This window comes from Streptosporangium sp. NPDC049046, from assembly GCF_040649155.1.
Classification (GTDB): Bacteria; Actinomycetota; Actinomycetes; order Streptosporangiales; family Streptosporangiaceae; genus Streptosporangium.
Window position 1 is genome coordinate 119,736 of the sequence record NZ_JBEZEZ010000012.1, and the last position, 22,608, is coordinate 142,343.

Below are 22,608 nucleotides of genomic sequence, written 5' to 3' on the forward strand. Positions count from 1 at the left end.
CTAACTTCCAGGTCACCGACAGGCCGCGACAAATGTCTCGATATCAAGATATCCCTCCGGGTATCTCGACATCAAATTACCCCCAGTATGATCACTGCGGAGCGAGCCGGAGGTACAGCAGCCCGAGAACGACGACGGAAAGCACCGGGGCGAGAAACTTCTGCTCGAAGGCGCGCCCCGTCTTGATGCCGATCTTCCATGGCAGCAGCCACTTCTGCCGCATCGGCCAGAGGACCGGACATCCCTTCTCCGTACAGCAGTCACCCACGACGTGGGTGAGACATCCGATCGCGACCGCCAGCCCCAGCCAGGCGTATCCCACGTTGTCGCTGCGGAACACCACGAACAGCCCGGCCGTCATACCGATGTTGAGCATCGCCGAGGCGAACTTCTTGCCCGGGATGCCGATGCCGATCGCCCGCAGCGCGAGGCCGATGAGCAGCACCACCAGGATGTCGCGGCCGATCGGATAGGTGTTGGCCAGGTAGTGGGCACCGAAACCCGCGGCGATCGCGAAGACCAGCGAGTGGGTGGCGTTGCGATGGCCACCGGCGAGCCACGAGACCGCCTTGCTCAGCCCCCAGGTGACCGGCCCGAACGTCTGCGCGATCGTCGCGCTCGGATGGTCGAGGTCCGGCAGCATCGCGGCACCGGCGCAGACGATGGCTCCGGCGACGAACTCGGCCGGATTGAGCGCGTTCACCATGACGCCGGTCTCGATGAACCTGGACGTCTCGGTCAGCAAGGGCAGCGCGGCCAGCGCGGGCGCCACACCCAGCCAGGCGATCGCACCCGTCAGCGCATGCGTATGCCCCATCATCGGTCAAACACCCCCATCAAGATCACCCTGGGAGACTGTACGTCAAAGCCTCCCCCAGATGGAGGACCGTGCCATTGCACACCATCGGCGTGTCGCAGGGGCGGAACGGCCCCGGCACGCGAACACTGATCGTTTTCCGTCGACTCCAGGGTCGCCCGAAGGCGACGATGGCCCGTTTCGATCTCTCCGCCCCTCCACGAAAGATGACCGCCATTCGCATCTTCCTACGAATGGGGAACGGATGGAACGGGCGAACAGTGCCTGGAACGGCAATCGGAAAGCCTCGCGGCGGAGTGGTCGTTCCCATGAGGCGGGTCTCACGCGAGAAGCCCTCCGGGGAGTCTTCACCGGAGGGCGGAACACGCACCCGGGAGGGTCGCGATCAAGTACGGACATGCGAAAACGACAGACGGGACCGTTCCGTACCGAAAGCACCCCCCAGCCCTTCCGGTACGGAACGGATCCCGTCTACGTCCTTTGTAACGTGCAGGTCTCAGGACTTGTTCCAGAATCCGGCAAGAATTACGTGATCTGCCTCACTTCTACTTAGGGTAATCAAAAATTACTCTGTGTAATCATCGGACAAATCCCCTATTTCGCGACATGGGGTTGTCGTCAGAATGTTCGCGATATATCTTTGAAGCATCGAGAGCGATCAAAAGACGATCGCGGTACGGAGGTACGACATGACATCGTCGAGCGCGATGGGCGGCCCCTGGGCCGGATTCGGATCCCACGAGGTCAGGCGCGAGATGAAGCGCGCGGCCAGGGAGGCATGGCGGCAGATGGCCGCCGGATGGCACGAGGGCGGCCCGGAGCACGGCCCCCGCACGCCACACCACGGACACCACGAGGGCGGGCCGCGCGAGCACCGGCACCGCGGCCACCGCGGCGGCCCCTTCCCCTTCGGCCCCGGGTTCCCCTGGGACCTCGGCCGGGGTGGCAGGGGGGGCAGAGGCCCGTTCGGCGGGGGGCCCTTCGGCGGCGGGCCGCCGTTCGGACGCGGACGCAAGGCGAAGCGCGGCGACGTCCGCGCCGCGATCCTCGCCCTGCTCACCGAGTCCCCCCGCAACGGCTACCAGATCATCCAGGAGATCGAACGGCGCAGCGAGGGCGGCTGGAAGCCGAGCCCCGGAGCGGTCTACCCGGCCCTGCAGCAGCTCACCGACGAGGGCCTGGTCCTGGCCGAGGAGAACGAGGGCCGCAAGACCTTCAGCCTCACCGACGCCGGACGCGCCTACGTGGCCGAGCACTCCGAGGAGGTGCGCGCCCCGTGGGAGGAGATGACGCCCGAGGTCGACGACAGCACCTGGGAGCTGATGGACATCACCCGCCAGTCGGGGTTCGCCATGCTCCAGATCCTGCAGACCGGCAGTGACGCGCAGATCCGGCAGGCGAAGCAGACCCTGATCGAGACGCGCCGCAAGCTCTACCAGATCTTGGCCGACGGCGACACCGGCGAGGAGTGACCTGACCATGATCCCCCGAGACGACCTCCGCATCGGAGACGCCGAGCGCGACGTGGCGATGGAGGCCCTGCGCGAGCACTACGCGCAGGGCCGCCTGACCCGTGATGAGCTCGACGAACGCCTCGAACTGACCCTGGCCGCGCGGACCGGCGGCGAGCTGGCCCGGGTGAGCGCGGACCTTCCCGGCCCGCACGCCTGGCGGCAGGAGGAGCCCGAAGACTCCCGGGGTCCCTGGGGCGCGGGAGCCCCCTGGGGCCCCGGATCGCCCTGGGGGCCGGGCGGAGGGCCGTGGGGGCCGGACGGGCGCCGCGGGCATGCCCACTCCTGGGGCCCTCCCCGGCACGGGGGCCGCCGTCACCACCCCGGCTGGAGCCACCACCGCATGGGCCACCACCTGGGCCACCGTGGCGGGCCTCCGCTCTTCCCCCTCATGTTCCTGGTGCTGGTGGCCGGGGTGCTGATCGGTGGATTCGGGGTGCTCAAGTTCGTCTTCCTCGCCTGGCTGGTGATCGCCGTGCTGGGAATGCTCCGCCGCGGACGGGGACGCTCCGGGAGGCGCCACGACCGGATCGGCCCCCCTGCCTCGTTCTGATCTCCTCCCGGGCGCTTCCGCCCTTGCCCCGATCGGCTCCGGGCGAGCGGGCGGCCCGCCGTTCCTCGGGGCCCCTCGTACCGGTCGGTACGAGGGGCCCCGACAGCCCGACAGGAAGAAGCCGCCGCGCAGCCGGCCAAACGTCTCGACTCGTAACGACCGGTACGAGGGGCCCCGGCCCGTCAGGTGAGAGACTCCCGCAGCCGCCGCATCTCCTGCGCGATCCCGTCCAGCGTCCAGTGCGCGTTCAGACCGCTCGGGTTGGGCAGCACCCACACCGCCGCGCCGCCGATCCCGGACTCCTGCGGCCCGATCACCGCCTTGGGAACGCCGAACGCCTGCCGGTAGGCGGTCACCCCCGCCACCGCCAGCACCTTCGGCCGGACCTCGGCGACCAGCCTCGCCAGCCGCTCCCCGCCCGCGCGAAACTCCTCGGCGGACAGCTCCGCCGCCCGCGCGGAGGACCGCCGCACCACGTTGGTGATGCCCAGCCCGTAGGAGGGAAGCAGGTCCTGCTCGGCCGGGGACAGCAGCCTGGGGGTGAAGCCCGAGCGGTACAGCGCGGGCCAGAAACGATTGCCCGGCCGGGCGAAGTGGTGGCCGGTGGCGGCGGAGTACAGGCCGGGATTGATCCCGCAGAACAGCACCTCCAGCGAAGGCCCGAGGACGTCCTCGATCGTCGCCTCCCCCGCCGCCTCAAGCTCGGCACGGCTCGGCCGCGCGACGGCCCGCCCTTCGGAGGGCGGGCGTCTCGCGGGCGGGGCACTCCGCTGTTTCCTGGACGGCACGATGCGAACCTAACCCATCTCCTCCCCCGCCCCGGCGGAAAAGCCGAGCGCTTCGTCCTTCTCCGGAGGAGGAGGGCTACCGGAACGCGGGGGGCAGGGGCGGGGAGACCTCGGGGGTACCCGGTCCGTGAAGCGTCACCCCCGCCCCGCTCACCCGTGACGGGAGAACCTCGGCCTTCACCCCGGACAGGGAGATCAAAGACGAGGGTCGACCGGTTCGGACTCCAGCGCCAGGACGGCGAAGACCGCCTCGTGCACCCTCCACAGCGGCTCCCCCTCGACCAGCCGGGAGAGCGCCTCAAGCCCCAGCGCGTGCTCGCGCAGGGCGAGCGAGCGCTTGCGGCCCAGGAAGCGGCGGCGCAGGACGTCCAGGCTCTCGGTGTAGTCGGGACCGTAGATGATCCGCAGGTACTCCCGCCCGCGCACCTTGATCCCGGGTTGCACCCGGCTGCGCCCGTCCGGTAGGTCCACCGGCTTGACGACCATCCCCTCGCCGCCCTCGGCGGTCAGCGCCGACCACCACGCCGTGGCCGCCTCCATCGACTCCGGCGAGGTCAGATCCACGAACACGTGCCTGGTGGGCGCGATCAGCGGGTCGTCGAGCCGGGACAGCAGGTCCAGGTGCCAGGAGTGCGGCTCCTGGACCGCGGTCGCCCGGCCCTCGCAGGCGAGGATCTGGAACGGTGCCAGGCGAAGGTCCTCCACCCCGGAGACAGGCCAGCAGTAACGCGCATATGCCTGCCTGAAACGGGCAGCGTTGCTGGAACGGCGTCGGGTGCGGTCCAACAGATCGCCCACATCCAAACCGCGCCCGGCCGCCGCTTCCAGCACGGTGACCGCCTCGGGCAGCACCGCACGGGCCGCGGCACCCACCGACGCGTACTGGCCGCGGATCAGCCCTTCGGCCTTGGCCGACCAGGGCAGCAGCTCGCAGTCGAGGGCGAGCCAGTTCGACCCCAGCTCCTCCATCAGCGGCGCGCACACCCGCCTGAGCCTGTCGACCAGTTCGGTGGTGTCGGCGAAGAACGGCCTTCCCGTACGGGTGTAGACCGTTCCGGCGGTGCCGTCGGTGATCCCGAACCGCGCCGCCGCCACCTCGGGGTCGGCGGCCAGCACGGCCACCGCCCGCGAGCCCATGTGCTTCTCCTCGCACACCACCCGGGTCACCCCGGCCGCGGCGAACTCGGCGAACGCCTCGGCCGGGTGCTCCAGGTAGCCGTCCAGGCGGGAGGTCTCCGGGGGCGCCATCGTCGGCGGCAGGTAGACCAGCCAGCGCGGATCGACCGCGAACCGGCTCATGATCTCCAGGGCCGCGGCCGAGTTCTCCTCCCGGATCTTGACCCGGCCACCGCCGTGGCGCACCTCGATGTGGTGGGTGCCCCGCACGTCGTCGACGGAGAGCAGGCCGGGGTCGCGGTGGCCGGGGGCGGTGAGCGGTTTGACCGGCTCGTACCAGACGCGCTCGGCGGGTACCGAGACGATCTCCCGCTCCGGGTAGCGCAGCGCGGTCAGCCTCCCGCCGAAGACCACCCCGGTGTCCAGGCAGAGCGTGTTGTTGATCCACTCGGGCTCGGGAACCGGCGTGTGACCGTAGACGACCATGGCCAGGCCCCGGTACTCGCGTGCCCAGGGGTAGCGCACCGGCAGGCCGTACTCGTCGGTCTCACCGGTGGTGTCGCCGTACAGCGCGAAGGAGCGGACCCTGCCCGAGGCTCGGCCGTGGTAGGCCTCCTTGAGCCCGGCGTGGGCGACGACGAGCCTGCCCCCGTCGAGCTGGTAGTGGCTGATCAGCCCGTCCATGAAGGCGAGCGCCTCGCGCCTGAACTCCTCCGGCTCGGCGGCCAGCTGGTCCAGCGACTCCTGAAGGCCGTGGGCCACCCTGACCTTGCGGCCGTTGAGCGCGCGGGCCAGCTTCTGCTCGTGGTTGCCCGACACGCACAGCGCGGTCCCGGCCGCGACCATGCCCATGACCAGCCGGAGCACGCCCGGCGAGTCGGGCCCCCGGTCCACCAGGTCGCCGACGAACACCGCCGTCCTGCCCTCGGGGTGCACGGCCCCCGCGCCGCCGGGCTCGATCTTCCAGCCGAGGTCGCGCAGCAGCGCCTCCAATTCGGCGCGGCAGCCGTGCACGTCGCCGATGATGTCGAACGGGCCGGTCAGCTCACGCCTGTCGGTCCACGCCTTCTCGGTGACGACCGTGGCGGCCTCGATCTCCTCGGCCCCGCGCAGCACGTGGACCCGGCGGAAGCCGTCGCGCGAGATCCTGCTCATGGACCGGCGCAGCTCCTTGCGCTGCCTGACGACCACGCGCGCCCCGAAGTCCCTGTCGGGCCTGGTCTCGTTGCGCGCGACCGCCAGATCCTCCGGCACGTCCAGGACGATCGCGTCGACCAGCACGTTGTGCGACTTCGCGAGCTCGACCAGCTGCTTGCGCGCCTCCCACTGGACGTTCGTGGCGTCCACGACCGTGAGCAGCCCGCGCCGCAGCCGGGTGCCGACGATGTAGTGGAGCACGTCGAAGGCGTCGGGGGTGGCGGCCTGGTCGTTCTCGTCGTCGGCGACCAGGCCCCGGCAGAAGTCGGAGGAGATCACCTGGGTCGGCGCGAAGTGCCTGGCGGCGAAGGTCGACTTGCCGCTGCCGGACACCCCCACGAGCACGACCAGCGACATCTCCGGTACGGCGATCTCAGTCATCTCCACCTCCCGCGTCTCCCGCGTCTCCCGTGCCCGCGCGCCCATCCGTGTCCGCGCTCACGGGACCTCTCACGCTCGTATGGCCCGCAGCGCCTCCGACGCTCACGAACCCGTCCGTGCCCGCGGAACCTTCGGTGCCTCCGGAACCGCCCGACGCGCCCGCGAGGCCGAACAGGGCCATCTGGGTGGGTGGGCCCACCTCGGGGTCGTCGTCGCCGATCGGCAGGAAGTCGACGCGGTAGCCGTACTCGCCGCACACCTTCGCCGCCCACGCGCGGAACTCGGCGCGAGTCCATTCGAAGCGGTGGTCGGGGTGGCGCATGCCGTCCAGGGACTCGTAGCGGACGTTGTGCTCGACGTTGGGGGTCGTGACGATCACGTGCCCCGGCCGCGCCGCTCCGAAGACCACCCGCTCCAGCGCGTCCAGGCGCGGTGGATCGACGTGCTCGACGACCTCCATCAGCACCGCGGCGTCGTATCCGGCGAACCGGGCGTCGGTGTAGGTGAGCGCTCCCTGGAACAGTTCCAGCCGCTCTCGCCGTCGCTCCGGCATCCGGTCGAGTTTCAGCCGCCTGGCCGCGAACGCCAGCGCCCGGGAGGACACGTCCACCCCGGTCACCCTGGTGAAGCGGGGCCGTTCGAGCAGCGCCCCGACCAGCCGGCCGGAACCGCAGCCGAGATCGATGACGGTGCCCGCGTCCAGCCTTTCCAGGGTGGCGAGCACGGCCTCCAGACGCAGGGTGTTCAACGGGCGCCTGACGGCGTCGGCGGGCGCGGAACCTTCCTGTGAGGCCCCACGCGCGGGACCGCTCCGCCCGGCGTACTCCTTCGCGGCGGGGTCCTCCCCCGAGGAACGTTCCGCAGCGGAGCCCTCCTCGACGGCCCTCTCCTCGGCAGTGTCCTCCCCGTCCTCCCTGTCCTCCCCGTCCTCCCTGTCCTCCCCGTCCTCCCCGTCCTCCCTGTCCTCCCCGTCTTTCCCGTCTTTCCCGGCGTGATCCTCTGTGGCGAGCTCGGCCGCGGGGTCCTCCTCGACCGGGGGTTCGAGGTCCTCCTCCACGTCGTCGCCGATCTCGGCGAGGCGGGCGAAGGCCGTACGGGTGAGGGCCCAGCGGCGGCCGAGGTAGCGGCGGGTGATCAGACCCCGGTCGGGGTGGGAGGCCAGCCACGACCCGCCCGCCCTGATCAGCTTGTCCACCTCGTCGGGGGCCACCCAGTAGTGCTTGGCGTCGTCGAGCACGGGAAGCAGCACGTAGAGCTGGTTGAGCGCGTCGGCCAGGCGGACCTCACCGCGCAGCACCAGCCGCACGTAGCGCGAGTCGCCCCACTCGGGAAACTCCTCGTCGAGCGGGAGTGCGGTCGCCTCGACCCGCCAGCCCAGCGGCTCGAACAACCGGTGCGCGAGCCCGGGACCGCCCCTGCACGGCAGCACGGGCAAGGTGATCTCCAGTGGGATCGGCCCGGCGGCCAGCTCGGGACGGCTCGCACAGCGCCCGGTGCGCGCCGTGCGGAACACGTCGGCCAGCGCCACGGCGAGCAGCGACGAGGCGGCGTAGGGCCGGTCGTTGACGTACTGACCCAGCGTGTAGTCGGGCGTGGCGCGGTCGCGCGAGCGCACCAGGCGGATCGGGTCGACGTCGAGCATCAGCGCGGCCGTGCAACGCTCCTCGCCCGCCTCGGGGTAGAGGACACGTGCCACGCCGTACGACTGCCCGAACTCCTGGACCCGGCCGGGATGCTTGTGCAGCAGGAAGCCGAGGTCCGTGGCGGGCCGCACGGTGGTGGAGATCGTCAGTAACACCCGGCCCAGTGTGCCGCACGCCCTCCTGGACGGCCATCGGTTAACGGCGGGCCGACCCGCCCGTGAACGGCGCGCACCCCATCTCCTGTGAGCCGTGCCCCGCCCCGCTCCGGCCGGTCCGCCGGTGACGCGGTGACCTCTGGCGACAGGAAGGAACGGGAAAGGGGGACCCCGTCCACGGGCGGTGACGTGGATGTGGACGACGCGAAGGCCGGTGACCTACACGCGGAACAGGATCTCGTCCGCGATGAGTTCAAGGTGGTCGAGATCGTCCAGGTCCAGCACCTGCAGGTAGATCCGCTCGGCGCCCAGCTCGGCGAACCGGCCGATCTTCTCGATGACCTCGGCGGGGGTGCCCGCCAGGCCCGCCGCCCGCAGCGCGGCGAGGTCCTGCCCGGTCGCCGCGGCCCGCCGTTCGATCTCCGCGTCGTCGGAGCCGACGCAGACGGTCTGCGCCACGGACAGGAGCACCGGCTCCCTGCCCTCCGCCTCACACGCCTTCCTGACCCGGTCGAAGGCCTCCGAGGTGTCCTCGGGAGTGCGGAACGGCACGTTGTACTCGTCGGCGAACCGGGCGACCAGACGTGGGGTGCGCCTGGCGCCGGTGCCGCCGATGATGATCGGCGGCTTCGGGCTCTGCGCGGGCTTGGGCAGCGCGGGCGAGTCGGCCAGCCTGTAGTGGGCGCCCTCGAAGGAGAAGGTCTCGCCCACCGGCGTGGTCCAGAGCCCGACCAGTATCTCCAGCTGCTCCTCGAACCGCCCGAACCGCTCGCCGACCGGCGGGAACGGGATGCCGTACGCGATGTGCTCGGCGTCGTACCAGCCGGTGCCCAGGCCCAGCTCGACCCGCCCGCGGCTCATCTGGTCGACCTGGGCCACACTGATCGCGAGCGGGCCCGGCAGCCGGAAGGTGACCGGCGTGACCATGGTGCCGAGACGGATCGTGGAGGTGTCCCTGGCCAGGCCCGCCAGGGTCGTCCAGGCGTCGGTGGAGCCGGCCCCCGCCTCGCCGGGGCCGATCCGCATGTAGTGGTCGGAGCGGAAGAAGGCGTCGAACCCCAGCCGCTCCGCGGCCAGCGCTACCGCCAGCAACTCGTCGTAGGTGGCACCCTGCTGCGGTTCAGTGAAGATCCTCAACTTCATGAGAGCCATTATCCGGGCACTCCGGACGGCATCCGTTGAAAGCCCGCGCCGTGGCGGGAACGCTTGCTAACGTTCTGGCCTCTGACGCAACGGGTAGCGGGCCGACGACTCACAGCGATCGTCCCCCTGGCCGTCGAGGAGGGGATCACATGTCTGTGGCGACCGAACGCCCCGGCACCCGCAGGACCCGCGAGCCCGGCACTCCACCCCGGCCCCTCGTGGTGCTCGCCTCGATCGCGCTCGCCGCGGGCACCGGGGCCGCGGTCTGGCTGCTGCCCTCCAGAGCGCACGGCGAGTGGGCCGTCGTCGGGCAGGCCGGGCCGAGTGCGACGTCCTCGGGGCCGGTCTCGCGGCCGACGGCCACGCCGTCGCCCGCACCTGCCGTCGTCCGCCCGTCGGGCTTCGTGACCTTCGTGGACGCGGCCCGCGGGCCGCGTTTCAACCTGTCGAGGGAGGTGCGGAGGGGCCACGTGCGCTGGTTCACGCTGGGCCACCTCACCGCCGGGCAGAAAGGCTGCGTGCCCAGGTGGGGAGGGCTCGGGGCGCGGGTCGGCGACCCGCTCGCCGATCGGCTCGCCCCGCTGCGCGCCGCGGGCGGGAACGCGGGAATCGCCTTCGGCGGCCCCGAGGGGCGCGAGCTCGCCGCGGCCTGCTCCGATCCGGCCAGGCTCACCGCCGCCTACCGCCGGGCGATCGGCGTCTTCGGTGCCACCTACATCGACTTCGAGGTCTCCGGCCCCGGGGATGACGCCGTCGTGCTGCGGCGGGCCAGGGCGATCGCGGCCCTGCAGCGCGAGGCCGCCCGCGAGGGCCGTTCCCTCACAGTGAGCTTCACCCTCCCGATCACGAGAGCGGGCCTGTCCCCTGGCGACCAGGAGATGCTCCGGGCCACCCGGTCGGCGGGCGCCGAGATCGCCGCCGTCAACCTCCTGGCACCCCTCGGCACCGCCCCGGTCACCGAGAGCCGCCTGCGCCCGATCGCCTCGGCCGTCCGTGCCGCGCATCCGCAGATAGCCCGTTCCCTGGGCGAGAGCACCGCCTGGCATCGGATCGCCCTCACGCCCGTGCTCGCCAGGTCCGGCGACCTCACCCGGCTGGAGGCCCGCAGGCTCGCCGCCTTCAGCAGCCGCAACCATCTGGCGTGGCTCTCCGCCAGGGGCGCGGCCCTCTCCCCCGGCATCGCCAGGTTCCTCATCGGCGCGACGCGCTAGACAGGCGCCCCCTTTGGGGTTATGAATGGGTTATAACCCTTCTCTAACCCCAAAGGGGCGACCTGATGCCGAAGATCAATGTCTACCTGCCGGACGAGCTGGCCGAGGCGGTGAAGAAGGCGGGGGTGCCGGTCTCCGCCGTCTGCCAGCGGGCTCTGGAACAGGCGGTACGGCGAGTGACCGCCATCCGCGAGACGGCGCTCGGCGCCTCCGGCCTCGACGACCTGACGGCGCGCCTCACCCACTTCACCCCGCGGGCCCGGGAGGTGGTGAAGCTCTCGGTGGAGCAGGCGAGGGCACTGGGCGCGACGGAGGTCGGCACCGAGCACCTGCTGGGCGGCATGCTCGCCGAAGGAGGCAATCTAGCGCTCCAGGTTCTCGGTGCCCTGGAGATCGACCCCGAGGAGGTGCGGCGGCGCCTGGACCGGCTCGGCCTCGACGCCCCGGCCCCTGTCGCCGAGACCACCTCCTCCGGCTCCTCCGAGACCCTCGCCTTCGGCGGGCCCGCGGCGGCGGCCCTGGAGATGACCGTCACCGAGGCCACCTCGCTCGGCCACAACTACGTCGGCTGCGAGCACCTGCTCCTCGGGCTGGTCGCGGAACCGGACGGTGCGGCCGGGCGCATCCTGCGGGAACTGGGCGCCGAGCACCGGCTGACCCGCCACGCGGTCTCGGCCGCACTCGCCGGATACGTCCACCTGAGAGCACAGACCCGGGCCACCACCGCTCCCCCGGTCACTCCCCCGGTCCTGCCCGCCGACGCGGCGAGCGCCCTGTCGGCGGCCGTACGCGAGGAGCTGCGCCCCGTCCTGCTCAGGCTCGAACGACTGGAGGAGCGCCTCGGCCCGGCGGACGAGGCGTAGTCGTGGACACGCCCACCCACGCGACCGCGTCTCCGTCCGTGTCTCCGTCCGCGGCCACCCCCCGTGCCGTGCACCCGGTCCTCTGCCTGGCCGCGGGCGTGATCGCACGGCTGGTCACGGGGGTGACCGTCGGCGTGCTCGTGGGGATGGGTTCCGGCGTGCTCGCCGGGGTGCCGGCGGGCATGATCGCGGGCATGCTCGTGCGCCTCCCGTACGCGGAGAGGGCACGGCACCGAAGATCCCTTCGATGACCGGCCGACCGACATCGCTCACACCTGCTCACACCTGGCGGGATGCTCGCGACTCCACACCCGTCCTCCCACGAGCCAACGGAGTGACACCGTCGAAGGGCCGTTGCCCGGAGCGGGGCGAAGGATCATCGGTGCCCCGGGATCGCTACCCGCTCTCCTCGGGGTCGCGGATGGGGATCCTGGCCACGAAGCGCGCGCCGCGTTCGGAGTCCTCGATGGTCAGCGTCCCGCCGTGGCGCTCGGCGATCCCTCTGGCGATCGCGAGGCCGAGTCCGGTGCCTCCCTGGTCCTTGGTGCGGGCGGCCTCCAGCCGCGCGAAGCGCTGGAACACGTACTCCCGCTGGTCGGGAGAGATCCCGGGCCCGTCGTCGCCGACCTCCAGCACGGCGTCGTCCCCCTCCCGGCGGACCGAGACCGTGACCGTGGAGGTGGCGTGCCGCTCGGCGTTGTCCAGGAGGTTGGCGATCAGCCGGGCGAGCTGGAGCCGGTCCGCGGTGACCACCACGTCCGGTTGGGGGTCGGTCACGACCCTCGCCCGGCGGACACGGCGGGCGAGTTCGGAATCGGCCAGTTCACTCAGGTCCACCCGTTCCCCCAAGTCGACGCCGCCGGCGTCGACCCGGGCGAGTTCGAGCAGGTTCGTGACGATCGCCTGCAGCCGGTGGAGGCTGTCCAGGAGGGCGTCCGCCGTGGCGGGCCAGTCGGCCTCCTCCGGATGCAGCAGCGCCTCCTCCACCTGGGCGCGCATCGCGGTGATGGGACTGCGCAGATCGTGGGAGGCGTCGTAGGCGAAACGCCGTTCCCGCTGAAGCGCCGCCTCCAGCCGATCCAGGGTCTGGTTCACGATCTCGGCCAGCTGCCGGATCTCGTCGTGGTGCTCGGGCACCGGCACTCGGCGGCCCAGGTCGGTCGAGGTGATCTCGGCCAGCTCGGTGCGCATCGCCTCGATGGGGACGAGGGTCTTGCCGACCGTGCGGTAGGTGCCGACCGCCGTGACTCCGACCAGCAGCGCGGATCCGCCCAGCAGCGCGGCCAGCAGGAAATGGTGAACGTACGGCGGGACGACGGGCTCGGCGCCGTAGATGATCCAGTGGCCTCCGTGCGCGTGGACCCGCAGGCCCACGACGATCACGCACGCGTCGGGGTTCGGCGTGCCACAGACGACCCCGCCCTTCGGCGAGAACTCCTCCGGGGGGACGAAGGAGGCCATCCGCGGCTTGCCGGTCATCCGGGAGTTCGCCGCCACGACCCGGCCGGTCGGTCCCACCACCTGGAGGGCCACGATGCCCAGGTCGGGGAGCACCGGGGGCAGCCGGTCGCGCAGGAGGAGAGGAAGCACGCGCAGCTTCACCCGAAGGATTCGGTCGGCACGGTCCTCCGTCGCGTCCTGGTGGGCGCCCACCAGGATCAACGCGCAGAAGGTCGCGCACATCAGTGCCATCACGACAGCGGCCAGCACCGTCATCCGGGCCCGCACGGACCAGTCGCGCCGCATGTTCACCGTCCTCCATCCCTGACGATCACGCTAAACGCGTGCCGCGTGAGGAAGCGGCGACCACCGGGCAAGGAGGCGCAAACTGTGAATCAAGAGAACGGAGCGGACGGGAAGACACGGTCGCCGTCCCCGAAAAACCCACGACGGCCACGCTCGGACCGAGGTCCGAGCGTGGCCGTCGTGGAGACGGACCGGGCGGTACGCCTAGGGTTTCGGCCCCGGCTGGGGTTCTCGTTCGGCAGGTGAGGGGACGGGCTTCGGGTCGCGGCGGTTGGCGTACATGCTCGTGATCGTGACGATGGCCAGGACCCCGATGATGACCCCCAGCGAGAGCGGGGTGGGAATCTCCGGGACCCACGACCAGACACCGTGCGCCCAGTGCAGGACGAGCTTGATCCCGATGAAGGCCAGGATGATGCTGAGCCCGTGGTTCAGGTGCCGCAGCTTCGCCAGGACGCCCTGGAGCACGAAGTAGAGCGCCCGCAGGCCCATCAGGGCGAAGGCGTTGGTGGCGAAGACGATGAACGGGTCCTCGGTCACGCCGTACACGGCGGGCACCGAGTCGACCGCGAAGACGATGTCGGTGGCGAAGACGGCCACGATGGCCAACGCCAGCGGAGTCAGGGCCCGGCGGCCGTCCTGGCGAACAACCAGGTGGGAGCCGTGGTAGTCGTTGGTGACCGGCATGAAGCGCCGCAGCAGCCGCACCGAGCGCATGGATGAGACGTCGACCTTGTGCTCCTCCCCGCTCAGCGCGTCCTTGAAGATCTTCCATGCGGTGAAGAGCAGGATCCCGCCGAAGAGCAGGAAAGCCCACGTGCCGCTCTGCAGGACGGCCGCCCCCAGCGCGATGAAGATCGCGCGCAGCACCAGCGCCCCGACGATGCCGTACAGCAGGACTCGCTGGGCCAGCGCGGGCGGGACCGCGAAGGCGGACAGCAGCAGCATGAACACGAACAGGTTGTCCACCGACAGCGACTTCTCCACCACGTATCCGGTGAAGAACTCCACCGCCACCCCGGACCCGAAGGCCCCCCACACGTAGAAGCCGAAGATCAGAGGCAACACCAGGTAGAAGACCGACCAGCCCACCGCCTCGCGCATCCGCACCTCGTGCGGACGCCGGGTGATCATGAAGTCCACGGCCAGCAGCAATATCAGGGCGGCTACGGTGATCGCCCACAGTTGCGGCGAACCGATGGTTTCAAGACTGGCTACCGACAGGACTGTCTCAGCGGACATGACCCTCCTCGAACGCGCGCTCGGCTGTTCGAGGTCTCCTTCGCCTGTTTTCGCAGGCGGCCGCCCGGGGCCGTTATGAAACGTCCGTATTGACCGGGTCGGCTCTTGGGAAGTACTCCCCTCGTCGTCCTAGGTTAGACCGTTTCTCGAGCGGTGCTCTACCCCGGGGTTCGCGCGACCCCTGCGCCACCCGGATTTTCGGGCCGGCAGGAAACCCCACCCGCCGAGGGCGCGACGAGCCGCCTCGGAGGGCCGGGGGCCGTCGTCTCCCCGCTCCGCGCGGTCATCCGCGGCCTCGCCGGGTGACCGCGTCACCGGCCGCGCCCACCGCGAGGCCGAGGACGATCATGATGACGTAGCTGTAGATCTCGTAACCGCCGGGGGCGAGGAACCGGACGAATCCCATGAGATGAATCCAGCCGAACCACTCGTGCAGAAGGCCGCTCGCGCCGCCGACGACGAGGACGAAGCAGATCAGGCCGGACAGTGCCGCCAGGGGGGACTTCGGCGGGGTGGTGGAGGTCATGACCCCGACGGTAGGCGCGCGGTGCCCGGCTCGGGATCGGGCCGAGGATGGCCGGGCGGTGACCAAGGATGGCCGTCGGCGGGCCCTTCGGTGGTACTTAAGTATCCGGTCGCGGCGCGAACGCGAGGGCGCGGGCGAGGGCCGCGTAAATTCCTGGAGTATGCGCCGCATCCACCGCACCCGCCGCGACTGGGTCACCGACGTGGCGCTGTTCCTCTTCGCCGCCTGTTTCGCCGCCGTCAGCTCGCAGTCCATACCGGTCCCCGAGACCCTCGACCCCGTGTGGCGGGACGTCGACCAGGTGGTCGGCGGACTGGGGTGCGCCGCGACGCTGTTGCGGCGGAGATGGCCGGTACCGCTCGCGGTGGTGCTGCTGGTGGCGGGCACCTGGGCGCACTACCTGACCGGTCCGGCGATGGTGGCGGTGTTCACGGTGGCCGCGACCCGTCCGTGGCGGGTCACCGCGTGGGTGGCGGCGCTGGCCTTCGCACCGCTGCCCGTCTTCCTGTGGCAGATGGCGGAGCTGTCCGGGGAACGTACGGGATCGGCGCTGACGTACTTCGCGCTGATCGCCGGGGCGATCGGGTGGGGACTGTTCCGGCGCTCCCGGCAGCAGCTGATCGCCTCGCTGCGAGAGCGCGCGGAGCTGGCCGAGGCGGACGCGGAGTTGCGGGCCGAATGGGCACGGCGGGAGACGCGGGAGGAGATCGCCCGCGAGATGCACGACGTGCTCGGCCACCGGCTGTCACTGCTGAGCGTGCACGCCGGAGCGCTGGAGTTCAACCCGGGCGCGCCCCGGGAGGAGATCGCGCGGGCCGCCGGGGTGATCCGGGAGAGCGCCCACCTCGCCCTGCGCGACCTGCGCGAGGTGATCGGGATACTGCGGGCCGGGCCGGACGAGGGCGAGCGACCGCAGCCGGAACTCGCGGACCTGGCCCGGCTGGTGGCGGAGGCACGGGCGACGGGCGGCCGGATCGAGCTGACCGGGCCGCCGGACGGGCGGATACCGCCGCCCGTGGTGGGGCGCACGGCGTACCGGATCGTGCAGGAGGCGCTGACCAACGCGCGCAAGCACGCGCCCGGCGCGGCGGTGGCGGTGGAGGTGAGCGGGTCCCCTGACGGCCGGCTCACGGTGGAGGTCCGCAACGCACCGCCACCGGGACCGGCTTCGGTCCGTGGCCTGGGTGAGGGCGGGGACGGGAGCGCAGGCGGAGACGGGAGCAACAGGGGCGGAAGCGCGGGCGGGCAGGGGTTGATCGGGCTCGCCGAACGGGCCAGGCTGGCGGGCGGCGAGCTGACGGCCGGCCCCGCCGACGGCGGGTTCCTGGTCCACGCCTGGCTGCCCTGGTCCACGACGGGCGTCGCGTCCCCCGCGTACCGGAGTTCCGCGAGCGGGAAGGGGGAATGAGGTGATCCGCGTCCTGCTCGTCGACGACGACGCGATCGTACGGGCCGGGCTGCGCCTGATGCTGGGTGGCGCCCCGGACATCGAGATCGTCGCGGAGGCCGCCGACGGGTCCGAGGTGCCCGCCCTGGTCGCCGCGCACGGTCCCGACCTGGTGCTGATGGACATCCGGATGCCGGGCGTCGACGGGCTGGCCGCCACCGAGAGGCTCCGGGCCGGGCCCGGCGCCCCGGAGGTGCTGGTCCTGACCACCTTCCACACCGACGCGCACGTGCTGCGGGCACTACGCGCCGGCGCGGCCGGGTTCCTCCTCAAGGACACCCCGCCGCAGGACATCGTGACGGCCATCCGGACGGTGTCCGCCGGAGATCCGGTGCTCTCCCCCGCCGTCACCCGCCGGCTCATCGAGCAGGTGGCGGACGGCTCGGGGCAGGGCGACCGGGCCGCCGCCGCCCGTGCCCGGCTGGCGCTGCTGGCCGAACGGGAGCGACAGGTGGCCCTCGCGGTCGGACGCGGCCGCTCCAACGCCGAGATCGCGCGGGAGCTGCATCTGGCGCTGCCGACGGTGAAGACGCACGTGTCGCGGATCCTGACCCGGCTGGATCTCAACAACCGGGTCCAGATCGCCCTCCTGGTCCACGACGCGGGCGCGTCGGAGCACCTGTGAGACCGCCGCCGGTCAGAGCCTGGATCGACTCGCCGACCAGCAGCGCCACACACTCCACGTGGTGGATCATCGGGACCACATCGAATTCACGTCGCCCCGGCTCACCCGAAGGGCGAAACCCCACCTCGGCCGTGTTCGTTCGCCTGGGCCGATTCTCCGTCCAACGGTTCGCCCTCGCATGAACACAATGCCCGCACCGAAGGCCGGTCGACCTGCACGGCTCCGGCGAGTCACCGAAAAGCCGGCTCCGATGTCCCGCATGCGATGAGAACGGATTGCATAACGGGACGTCGGTTCAACGGTCGCCACACCCAGAGGACGCGCGGCTCGTTCACCGCGTGAAATGAATTCCCACGCCATCTCGGCATTCATTTCATCTGGCGACCGAAACGGTCTGGCCACACTCTTTCAACACACTGGAAACATGATCACCAAGTGCGATCGAACAGCGACTCGGCGCGAGATCACAGCCATTGGCGCTCTTTGTCACTCCCTAAAAAATAAATTGTTCACCCGGCGTACATCAAATGGCATTTTTGTCACGGTTGTGTGTGGGTTCAAGAGAAATGGAGAGGCTGCGGAAGGAGGTCGTCTCCGCCCGTCCACCGCCGGCGGGGCCGCGGTCGTCGATGCGCCTCGTCCCGCACCCGCGACCAACGTGACCGGAAGCGGAGCCTCACATGCCCTGCGCCGGGCGCGGGCCCTGACCGCCCAGTATCCCGGCAAGCATCTTTGATCGACCCACCCGCTCGGCGAGCCGCCGGCGGATGAACAGGTGGAGGGACCGTGCCCGCATCCCGCGGCAGGATGTTCACCCGACCAAGAGGAAGAGGCAGGGTCCTGACGACCCTGCTGGTCACCCTGTCACTGCTGCTCCAGGTGGGTTTCCAGCCCACCGCGAAGGCCGCGACCACGGTGTCGATGGAATTCGACCTCCCCCAGGGGGCCGAGCGTACCGAGATCGACGAGTGGGTCGACACAATAAACGACCGCGACGGCCTGCTCAGCGACGCCATCAAAGAGGAATGGCTGAACAACAGGGGGTCCTTGCCGGTTACGGTACTGGGCGACTGGGTCGACTTCGACGGAACCATCGCGGTGAGGGGTTCCAAACTCGCGTTCACGCTGGAGAGTGACATCGCGCTCAGCGAGGTGTCCCCGTGGGGGGCCCTCGGCATCGCCATCGCCGGTGTGGCGGTCTACTTCTCCATCCTAATTACCTGCACGTTGTTCTTCCTTCCCGAATCGGGTCCGCTGGCGCCTCTCGCCAGCGCGGCATGCTCAGGGATAGCGACGTTCCTTTCGGTTTTCGCCAGAGGGGCGCTCACGATCGCCTTCGAGGACAACCCCGATCCGGACGCCTGGTGGAACCTCCTCATCACCTCTTTCGTCCTCGGCGCGGCCGCGGCTGTATGGGAGGGCTACTTCGCGCCCGCCCTCAACACCTCCGGAGCGCAGTGGTTCTCGAACATGGCGCGAAATGTGCGGGATGCCGGCAGGAACATAAAGTCCTGGTGGTGGGCGGGCAACCTCGGCCTGGCCATGGAAAACGTGGGCGGAACCATTCAACACAACGTCCCGCGGTACATGGATGCGATCGAGCGCGCCGCCCTGCGGCGCGGCGCGCCCCCCGAGCTCCTGCGGGTGATGCCGCTGGGCGACTCCATCACCCACGGTGTCGGCGGGACTCCTGGCGGCGTCGGTTATCGAGGCCGCCTGTGGGACCTGTTGCAGGACGACGCGAACGCGATCGACTTCGTCGGCTCCGTGGACTCCGGGCACGGCAACATCCCCGACACCGATCACGAAGGCCATCCCAGCTGGCGGATCAGCCGGCTCGACAGCCTCGCGTCCGAGTGCGTGATCGCCCGCTACCGGCCCAACGTCGTCGTGTTGCACATCGGGACCAACGACCTGGCGAACGACGAGGAGCCCGAAACGGCCCACATCCGCCTCAGCAGGCTGGTCGACAGGATCACGGACATCGCGCCGCTCACCACGGTCCTCGTCTCCAGCCTCGTGCCGGCGAAGGACGAGTGGGACAACACGCTGATCGCGAGGTACAACGTCAGGCTGCCGACCATCGTCAACAACCTCCGCGCCGAGGGCAAGCGAGTCCGTCTGGTCAACAACGGCGCTCTCGGGGTCACCACGGCCGACCTGGCCGACTCGCTGCACCCCAACAACGACGGCTACCGCAAGATGGCCAACGCCTACCACAACGCGATCAAGGCCGCGATGAACGAGGGTCTGATCATGCCCGCGCTTCCCGGCGACAACCGGCCGTGCACCCCGGCACCGGCCAACCCGCCGCCACCGCCCCCCACGGGCCCCGCTCCCGCAGGCTGGAACTACGTCGGCAAGATCGCCTCGGTTCCCGACGCGAGCCGTGCGCAGGTCCGTTTCGCCGACCTGAACGGCGACGGCCGCGACGACTACCTCCTGGTCGGCGAGCAGGGCCAGGTCAAGGCCTGGCTCAACAACCGCGCCGGTCAGGGCGGCGGCTGGAACTACATCGGCGAGATCGCCACCGGAGCGGCCCCCCGCCAGCAGGTGCGATTCGCGGACGTGAACGGCGACGGCCGCGACGACTACCTCTCGGTCGGCGACCGGGGCCAGGTCTCGATGTGGCGCAACGCCGGCACCGGAAACGCCGTCAGCTGGGTGGCTCAGGGCGTGGTCGCCACGGATGTCGGCGCGACGCGTGACCAGGTGCGGTTCGCCGACGTCGACGTCGACGGCCGCGACGACTACCTGGTGGTCGACGACCAGGGCCGGGTGCGCGCCTGGCTGAACCAGTTCACCGGCGGCGGCGTGGCGTGGTCGTACCAGGGCGAGATCGCCTCGGGCGTCGGCGCCACCCGTGACCAGGTACGATTCCACGACTTCGACGGTGACGGCCGCGACGACTACCTGGTGTTCGACGACACGGGCTATACCAAGGCCTGGCTGAACAACGTCGGCGGTAACCGGCCGTGGATCTACCAAGGCGCCGTTGTCGGTGGCGTGGGCGCCTCCCGCGACGATGTGGTCATAGCGGACATCGACGGGAACGGCCGCGACGACTACCTGACCGTCAACGCCGCAGGCGAGGTCGCGGCCTGGCTGAACGAACGCTGGGGCCGTGCCGACCCCTGGGACTACCAGGGTCAGATCGCCTCCACCGACGCGCCCCGCCAGGAGGTCAGGTTCGCCGACCTGAACGGCGACGGCCGCGACGACTACCTTCTGGTGAAGGACAACGGCAGGGTGGAGGCCTGGCTGAACGTCCGGGAGGCCGATCGCGTCGGCTGGAACTTCCGCGGCGTGGTCGCGTCCGGATCGGGTCCGCGCGACCACATCCGCTTCGCCGACCTGAACGGCGACAACCGCGACGACTACCTCGTGGTCGGCGACCAGGGCCAGGTCGACGCCTGGTTCAACAGCGGCACCGGTGATGCCGTCGCCTGGACGAGCAAGGGCCGGCTCGCCTCGGGCTCCGCCTCCCGCGACCAGATCAGGTTCGCCGACATCGACGGCGACAACCGCGACGACTACCTCGTGGTCGACGACCAGGGCAGGGTCCGGCTCTGGCGCAACACCGGCACCCGCGATGCCGTCTCCTGGGTCAGTCAGGGCGAGGCCGCCTCCGGCGTCGGCGCGACCGGTCCCACGGTGACCTTCGCCGACGTCAACGGCGACCGCCGTGACGACTACCTGGTCCTCGGCGACCACGGCCAGATCCGCGCGTGGATCAACAACCGGGGCGGCTCCGGGTCGGCCTGGCTGTCGGCCGGCGAGGTCGCCTCCGGCGTCGGCGTGGCCCGCACGAACATCGGCCTGGCCGAGATCAACGGTGACCGCCGGGCCGACTACCTCGTCCACGACAGCCGGGGCGGTGTGAAGGCCTGGTTCAACAACGGCGCCGGCACGACCGGCACGACCGGCCCCATGCCGAACGACCCCCAACCGCCGCCGCCGGGGGGCCTGCCGCTCTGCGTGGCCAACCGATGCTGGTGATCTGAGACGCCCTGATCGATCCAGAGCGGAACCGGAACTCGCATCACGGGCTTCGCCGGAGACCGTTCCGGCGAAGCCCTGCGGCCGCCGGCCGTAACGCACGGCCGGCAGCCGCGACGGCCGGGGCGGAAGGGCCCCGACCGTTGGAAGGGAGCGGATGCCTTCGGCCCGGTCGCGCGGCGAGGGCGACTCTCCTACGCGACCGTACTGGGTCCCTATGTGATCAGAGGGTTACGGTCTACCTCTCGGTACGCATCGGTCCAGTCGAGGCGAGGGTTTGCAGCGACCGTGATCGTGCGCATCTCATGCGCGAAGATCTCGGAAAACGCCGGCTCACGCTGACACATGACATGTTGCATCACCGCGGGGCAGAGCCTAGATCGACTCGCTGACCAGCAGCGCCACACACTCCACGTGATGCGTCATCGGGAAGGCGTCGAAGGCCCGCAGGTCGGCGAGGCGGTAGCCTCGCTCGGCGAACCAGGCCAGGTCGCGGGCGAGGGTGGCCGGGTCGCAGGAGACGTACACGATCCGGGTCGCCTGGAGGGTGGTCACGTTCTCGACGACGTCGCGGCCCAGGCCCGCCCTGGGCGGGTCGACGACGACCAGGTCCGCGCGCTCGATGCCGAAGCGGTCGAGGGCGTTCTCCACGCGTCCCCTGGCGAAACGGGCCTGGGGCAGGTCGCGGAGGTTGCGTTCCGCGTCGCGGACCGCCACGGACTCGGACTCGACGCCGAACACGGCTCCCTCGGGACCGACCGCCTCGGCCAGCCCCGCGGCGAACAGGCCGACGCCGCAGTAGAGGTCGAGGGCCCACTCGCCGGGGCGCGGGGCGGCGAACTCCATGACGGCGTCGAGGAGGGTGGCCGCGGCACCGGGGTGCACCTGCCAGAAACCGCTGCCGGTGACCTGGAAGTCTCGGCCGGCGACCCGCTCGACGAGATGGTTGCGGCCGTGGACGACGCGGCTGCGGCCCTTGCCCTCGTCGACGAAGACGGCCACGCTCGTGTCGAGGTCGGGGATCGCCACCGTGCGCCTGGGCTTGGGGGCGACCACGACCGCCTGGTCACCGGCGCTGGAGGCGATGACCTCCACCGATGAGGCGTTGCGCCAGTTCATCACCTCGGCGCCGACGTTCTCCACCTCGGGGTGGGCGATCAGGCAGGCGTCCACCGGCTCGATGTCGTGGGAGCGGTGGCGGCGCAGGCCCAGGCTCCCGTCCCGCTCGACGGCGAACTGGACGCGGGTGCGCCAGCCGAGCCCGTCGGGGGCTCCGGGGACCTCCTCGACGATGCCCTTCCAGTCGATCGAGGCCAGCCGCTTGAGCTGCTCGGCCACCACATCGGCCTTCAGCCGGCGCTGGGCGTCGAGGGAGGCGTGCTGCCAGTCGCAGCCGCCACAGCGGCCGGGGCCCGCGAACGGGCACGGCGGGGTCACCCGGTCGGTGGAGGGCTCCAGGATCTCGACCGCGTCGGCCCGCAGGAACCGGGAGGTCTCCTCGGTGATCTCGGCGACGACGCGCTCGCCGGGCAGCGCGTGCCGCACGAAGACGACCCGTCCGTCATGGCGGGCGACGCACCAGCCACCGTGCGCAACCGGTCCAACCGTCAGTTCGATCGCCATGGCCGTCGCCCCCAAGAGTAAA

General features: G+C 70.8%; 17 protein-coding genes. 8 read left to right on the forward strand and 9 right to left on the reverse strand.

Going from position 1 to position 22,608, the window contains the following annotated elements; translation table 11 throughout:
- Nucleotides 1–91 precede the first annotated feature (91 nt).
- Entirely contained in the window at nucleotides 92–817 is a 726-nt protein-coding gene (locus AB0B96_RS19115; protein WP_362900262.1) for a metal-dependent hydrolase, read from the reverse strand.
- A gap of 689 nt (nucleotides 818–1,506) precedes the next feature.
- Here AB0B96_RS19115 and AB0B96_RS19120 point away from each other — a divergent pair.
- Nucleotides 1,507–2,289 (forward strand): PadR family transcriptional regulator, encoded by a 783-nt coding sequence (locus tag AB0B96_RS19120; RefSeq protein WP_362900264.1) that lies wholly within the window; start codon nucleotides 1,507–1,509, stop codon nucleotides 2,287–2,289.
- A gap of 7 nt (nucleotides 2,290–2,296) precedes the next feature.
- Nucleotides 2,297–2,881 (forward strand): DUF1707 domain-containing protein, encoded by a 585-nt coding sequence (locus AB0B96_RS19125; RefSeq protein WP_362900266.1) that lies wholly within the window; start codon nucleotides 2,297–2,299, stop codon nucleotides 2,879–2,881.
- Nucleotides 2,882–3,063: 182 nt separating this feature from the next.
- Here AB0B96_RS19125 and mug read toward each other — a convergent pair whose 3' ends face one another.
- The 4 genes from mug to AB0B96_RS19145 form a co-directional block, all read right to left on the reverse strand.
- Complete coding sequence (mug, locus tag AB0B96_RS19130; protein WP_362900458.1) at nucleotides 3,064–3,558, reverse strand: G/U mismatch-specific DNA glycosylase; 495 nt, start codon at nucleotides 3,556–3,558, stop codon at nucleotides 3,064–3,066.
- 306 nt (nucleotides 3,559–3,864) lie between these two features.
- Entirely contained in the window at nucleotides 3,865–6,363 is a 2,499-nt protein-coding gene (locus AB0B96_RS19135) for a polynucleotide kinase-phosphatase (RefSeq protein ID WP_362900268.1), read from the reverse strand.
- On the reverse strand, nucleotides 6,356–8,161 hold the full coding sequence (locus AB0B96_RS19140) for a 3' terminal RNA ribose 2'-O-methyltransferase Hen1 (protein WP_362900270.1): 1,806 nt from the start codon (nucleotides 8,159–8,161) through the stop codon (nucleotides 6,356–6,358). Before AB0B96_RS19140 ends, AB0B96_RS19135 begins: the two co-directional genes overlap by 8 nt.
- Nucleotides 8,162–8,380: 219 nt before the next feature.
- Nucleotides 8,381–9,304 carry an LLM class F420-dependent oxidoreductase gene (locus tag AB0B96_RS19145; RefSeq protein WP_350946665.1) on the reverse strand — a complete coding sequence of 308 codons (924 nt, stop codon included), beginning with the start codon at nucleotides 9,302–9,304 and terminating at the stop codon, nucleotides 8,381–8,383.
- Between the two features lie 149 nt (nucleotides 9,305–9,453).
- Between AB0B96_RS19145 and AB0B96_RS19150 the strand changes: the two genes are divergently transcribed.
- From AB0B96_RS19150 to AB0B96_RS19160, 3 genes are all read left to right on the forward strand, one after another.
- Nucleotides 9,454–10,515 carry a hypothetical protein gene (locus AB0B96_RS19150; RefSeq protein ID WP_362900272.1) on the forward strand — a complete coding sequence of 354 codons (1,062 nt, stop codon included), beginning with the start codon at nucleotides 9,454–9,456 and terminating at the stop codon, nucleotides 10,513–10,515.
- Nucleotides 10,516–10,580: 65 nt separating this feature from the next.
- Nucleotides 10,581–11,378, forward strand: a complete 798-nt coding sequence (locus tag AB0B96_RS19155) for a Clp protease N-terminal domain-containing protein (protein ID WP_362900274.1) — start codon at nucleotides 10,581–10,583, stop codon at nucleotides 11,376–11,378.
- A gap of 2 nt (nucleotides 11,379–11,380) precedes the next feature.
- Entirely contained in the window at nucleotides 11,381–11,629 is a 249-nt protein-coding gene (locus tag AB0B96_RS19160; RefSeq protein WP_362900276.1) for a hypothetical protein, read from the forward strand.
- A 145-nt stretch (nucleotides 11,630–11,774) separates the two neighbouring features.
- Here the strand turns inward: AB0B96_RS19160 and AB0B96_RS19165 are convergent, their stop codons facing one another.
- The 3 genes from AB0B96_RS19165 to AB0B96_RS19175 form a co-directional block, all read right to left on the reverse strand.
- The gene (locus AB0B96_RS19165) at nucleotides 11,775–13,124 is read right to left on the reverse strand and encodes a HAMP domain-containing sensor histidine kinase (RefSeq protein ID WP_362900460.1); all 1,350 of its coding nucleotides are present in this window, start codon (nucleotides 13,122–13,124) and stop codon (nucleotides 11,775–11,777) included.
- Nucleotides 13,125–13,328: 204 nt separating this feature from the next.
- A complete protein-coding gene (locus AB0B96_RS19170) occupies nucleotides 13,329–14,366 on the reverse strand; it encodes a TerC family protein (protein WP_350946661.1) in 1,038 nt (345 codons plus the stop codon).
- A 283-nt stretch (nucleotides 14,367–14,649) separates the two neighbouring features.
- A complete protein-coding gene (locus AB0B96_RS19175) occupies nucleotides 14,650–14,892 on the reverse strand; it encodes a hypothetical protein (protein ID WP_362900278.1) in 243 nt (80 codons plus the stop codon).
- A 160-nt stretch (nucleotides 14,893–15,052) separates the two neighbouring features.
- Between AB0B96_RS19175 and AB0B96_RS19180 the strand changes: the two genes are divergently transcribed.
- The 3 genes from AB0B96_RS19180 to AB0B96_RS19190 all read left to right on the forward strand — a co-directional run bounded on the left by AB0B96_RS19180 (nucleotide 15,053) and on the right by AB0B96_RS19190 (nucleotide 20,963).
- Nucleotides 15,053–16,300, forward strand: a complete 1,248-nt coding sequence (locus tag AB0B96_RS19180) for a histidine kinase (RefSeq protein WP_362900280.1) — start codon at nucleotides 15,053–15,055, stop codon at nucleotides 16,298–16,300.
- Between the two features lies 1 nt (nucleotide 16,301).
- Nucleotides 16,302–16,964: a response regulator transcription factor gene (locus tag AB0B96_RS19185; RefSeq protein WP_350946658.1), complete on the forward strand. Its 663-nt coding sequence runs from the start codon at nucleotides 16,302–16,304 to the stop codon at nucleotides 16,962–16,964.
- Nucleotides 16,965–17,750: 786 nt separating this feature from the next.
- Nucleotides 17,751–20,963, forward strand: coding sequence for an FG-GAP-like repeat-containing protein (locus AB0B96_RS19190; RefSeq protein ID WP_362900283.1), 3,213 nt, complete (start codon nucleotides 17,751–17,753; stop codon nucleotides 20,961–20,963).
- Between the two features lie 375 nt (nucleotides 20,964–21,338).
- Here the strand turns inward: AB0B96_RS19190 and AB0B96_RS19195 are convergent, their stop codons facing one another.
- Nucleotides 21,339–22,586, reverse strand: a complete 1,248-nt coding sequence (locus AB0B96_RS19195; protein WP_350946656.1) for a class I SAM-dependent RNA methyltransferase — start codon at nucleotides 22,584–22,586, stop codon at nucleotides 21,339–21,341.
- Between the last annotated feature and the right edge of the window lie 22 nt (nucleotides 22,587–22,608).

What these genes read in the sequence shown, in the direction of transcription:
- AB0B96_RS19155 (WP_362900274.1), top strand. Translation starts at nt 10,581, where the DNA reads ATGCCGAAGATCAATGTCTACCTGCCGGACGAGCTGGCCGAGGCGGTG.
- AB0B96_RS19135 (WP_362900268.1), bottom strand. Translation starts at nt 6,363, where the DNA reads ATGACTGAGATCGCCGTACCGGAGATGTCGCTGGTCGTGCTCGTGGGG.
- AB0B96_RS19170 (WP_350946661.1), bottom strand. Translation starts at nt 14,366, where the DNA reads ATGTCCGCTGAGACAGTCCTGTCGGTAGCCAGTCTTGAAACCATCGGT.
- AB0B96_RS19150 (WP_362900272.1), top strand. Translation starts at nt 9,454, where the DNA reads ATGTCTGTGGCGACCGAACGCCCCGGCACCCGCAGGACCCGCGAGCCC.
- AB0B96_RS19115 (WP_362900262.1), bottom strand. Translation starts at nt 817, where the DNA reads ATGGGGCATACGCATGCGCTGACGGGTGCGATCGCCTGGCTGGGTGTG.
- AB0B96_RS19165 (WP_362900460.1), bottom strand. Translation starts at nt 13,124, where the DNA reads ATGCGGCGCGACTGGTCCGTGCGGGCCCGGATGACGGTGCTGGCCGCT.
- AB0B96_RS19120 (WP_362900264.1), top strand. Translation starts at nt 1,507, where the DNA reads ATGACATCGTCGAGCGCGATGGGCGGCCCCTGGGCCGGATTCGGATCC.
- AB0B96_RS19180 (WP_362900280.1), top strand. Translation starts at nt 15,053, where the DNA reads ATGCGCCGCATCCACCGCACCCGCCGCGACTGGGTCACCGACGTGGCG.
- AB0B96_RS19195 (WP_350946656.1), bottom strand. Translation starts at nt 22,586, where the DNA reads ATGGCGATCGAACTGACGGTTGGACCGGTTGCGCACGGTGGCTGGTGC.
- AB0B96_RS19125 (WP_362900266.1), top strand. Translation starts at nt 2,297, where the DNA reads ATGATCCCCCGAGACGACCTCCGCATCGGAGACGCCGAGCGCGACGTG.
- AB0B96_RS19175 (WP_362900278.1), bottom strand. Translation starts at nt 14,892, where the DNA reads ATGACCTCCACCACCCCGCCGAAGTCCCCCCTGGCGGCACTGTCCGGC.
- AB0B96_RS19145 (WP_350946665.1), bottom strand. Translation starts at nt 9,304, where the DNA reads ATGAAGTTGAGGATCTTCACTGAACCGCAGCAGGGTGCCACCTACGAC.